General features: G+C 47.3%; 2 protein-coding genes. Both read right to left on the bottom strand.

Annotated features, from left to right (window positions below; genetic code table 11):
* Nucleotides 1-625: 625 nt before the first annotated feature.
* Nucleotides 626-913 (bottom strand): hypothetical protein, encoded by a 288-nt coding sequence (locus LC093_RS20135; RefSeq protein WP_226669273.1) that lies wholly within the window; start codon nt 911-913, stop codon nt 626-628.
* 1,154 nt (nt 914-2,067) lie between these two features.
* The gene (locus LC093_RS20130; protein ID WP_226669270.1) at nt 2,068-2,400 is read right to left on the bottom strand and encodes an excalibur calcium-binding domain-containing protein; all 333 of its coding nucleotides are present in this window, start codon (nt 2,398-2,400) and stop codon (nt 2,068-2,070) included.
* Nucleotides 2,401-2,537 lie beyond the last annotated feature (137 nt).

Below are 2,537 nucleotides of genomic sequence, written 5' to 3'. Positions count from 1 at the left end.
GCAGCCGGCTTACTCCCATGCGAACTAGAAAATGGATTTTTCGGCGGAAATAGTTCATGTGTCGAATACTCGCAACTCCAAGTACGAGAGCAAATAAGCAACAAAAATACAGCTACAAAATTTTTGATCATCTTAAATGCACTAACGTTCGGTTTAGGGGCGGCTGGAGCATAGCGTAAGCCGTCCCAGCCGCGTAGTTCGCGGCGACTACAACCGCTTGTTATAAGTTACCAGCCCTCTGATCTTGCCGCCAGTAGCTATAGGTAACTGACGAGAACGCTAGCAGGCAAAAACCAACCCCAATAAGCATTAATAACGCGTCTTCTGAATATAATCTAATTGGACTCTCCGAGGTCCTCAAATAAGCTTCTGTATATCCATTACGCCAAAATGTCGTCACTCCGCGAACTAAGAACGCAAAAATTAGCGTATCAAATAGCAGACTGACTGAAAGTATTATTTTTCTTTCCACTTGCTCATTCTGACTCAGAGGTACAAAAACTTATAACGCCCAGCGCAGGCGCAGCCAGCGCGGAGCACATTTTGTGTTAATGTTTGAGCGTCAGCGAGTAACACAAAATGTGCGTAGGGTTGGCTGTCGCTCTGCCGCTGATTGTTATGCGAATTATCGAAGTCCACCGATGAACGCAAACCCCGAAAATCCAATAATAACCACTCCTAGAAATGTAAAAGCAGAGATCCACTGCTTTCTTGCAGTTTTTGCTTTCTTTGCATATCTAGAAAGCAGACAACCCAAGGTGGCAGCAGCAAGTGCAGTAGCCATGGTAAACCAATATGCTGGGTGGATTTCACCGAAATTTCCATGGGTGTTTAACTGCTTGTATAGCTGCCACAGTGCCATAAATGGGAGCACAATTACTATTGCTACAGAGGCTCTATGAATTTTATACATTATGTATGAATTTCCCGCTTCTCGTCCTCTCCTATATGCCTCTCTATAGTTTACTTGCCGATTTTTCCGCTTATCCATAATTGAACTTTTAGTTCTTAGCTTGGAAACGCATAACGCCGCGCTCAGGGGCGGCTTACTTTGTGCGCTTGATTGCGCAAAAATGGGAGCGAAGCGACCGCGCAATAAAGTGCACAAAGTAAGCCGTCGCCCTGCAGCGCCTTGTTATGGCTGGCCGCGCTGCGGACCCACTTACTGGCACGCTGCCAGCCACGGCTTGGCTGGCCACTGCCCGAATAAAACAAGGAAAGAATACCGCAATTTTCCCCACCTGTTTTTCTCTTATTGGCACTCCGCGTTACTGCAGCGGAGTTTCCGCTATTCCTATGAACTTAAACGAAAGCACTAGGAACGAAGCTGCGCAATTTTATCATGGCAAAAAAGCCAAATACTGCGGGCCGAGACAGTGCTCCGAATTACACGCTGGTACAAACAACAAATTTTACCGCCCGGCACCATAACGCCGCCGGCAGGGGCAGCTTACCTTGTGCGCGTTTTGCGCGAAAATAGGAGCGCAGCGACCCGCGCAAAACGTGCGCAAGGTAAGCTGTCCCGCGGAGGGCCGCAGGCCCGGAGCGAATTGCCCGGCTTTGTTAAAACCCAGACCACCTGTACGCTCCAAGTATGAGGTCTGAGTACTTAGCTCCAAGACTTCTATAGAGGCTTCTATTGGCCTCGAGCTTTGACTCTAAGTCAGAGTCTTTAAGGTGAAATACACCCCGATTAATTATCACCAATAAATTACATATTGTGAACTCACGCTCATGCTTTTCGGTAGGATAGTTTGAGCATAAAGATATCACTTCTCCGGGAATATAACTCTGGCTAGTTGTCATGATGCAGCCCTGACCGAAGATCACACTTTTAAGGCTTTTATAGTAATCGTCAGCATCTGTGCCGTAGTCACTTTTTGCTATAAACCTAAGTTCACTCTCTGTGATGGATTGTATGAATTCGATCATTGGATGTTTTAACGCCGCGCTCAGGCGCGGCTTACTTTGGGCGCTTTATTGCGCAAAAATGGGAGCGTAGCGACCGCGCTATAAAGTGCACAAAGTAAGCCGTCGCTCTGCAGCGCCTTGTTAGAGTTGGCGGACTCAGAACCTGGAATCGTTCTCACAGGGAATACCATCATTGTCTCCATCCATTTTTGTATTAGGGCAGTTCCTTATGAAGAAAACCGCCTCTTCTCTGGATGTCATTTGGCTACAATGCTGCCGGCCATCACATTTAAATTTTTGATATGAAGCCTGGCTGGATTTCACCGGCTCCTTGGGTGGAGAAAGTTTGATTGTTTCCATGCCATCAGCAGAACGACCAACCTTCTCTACTTCGTAGCCTCCCCAGCGAGCTCCATGAGCCGCGAATTTTTCTTGGTAGAGCTTCCAGCCAGCGAATACCAATAGGCCGAAAATTACTATTTTTTTCATTATTACCACTCAAAACTCTAACGCCGCGCTCAGCCGCAGCTTACTTTGGGCGCTTTGTTGCGCGAAAATAGGAGCGTAGCGACTGCGTAACAAAGTGCTCAAAGTAAGATGTCGGCTGCAGCGCCTGGTTATGGCTG

Origin of the sequence: Microbulbifer aggregans (assembly GCF_020524005.1) — a bacterium.
In the GTDB taxonomy this organism is placed as follows: Bacteria; Pseudomonadota; Gammaproteobacteria; order Pseudomonadales; family Cellvibrionaceae; genus Microbulbifer; species Microbulbifer aggregans_A.
Note: the sequence above shows the minus strand (reverse complement) of the source record. Positions and strands in the feature narration are given on the sequence as shown.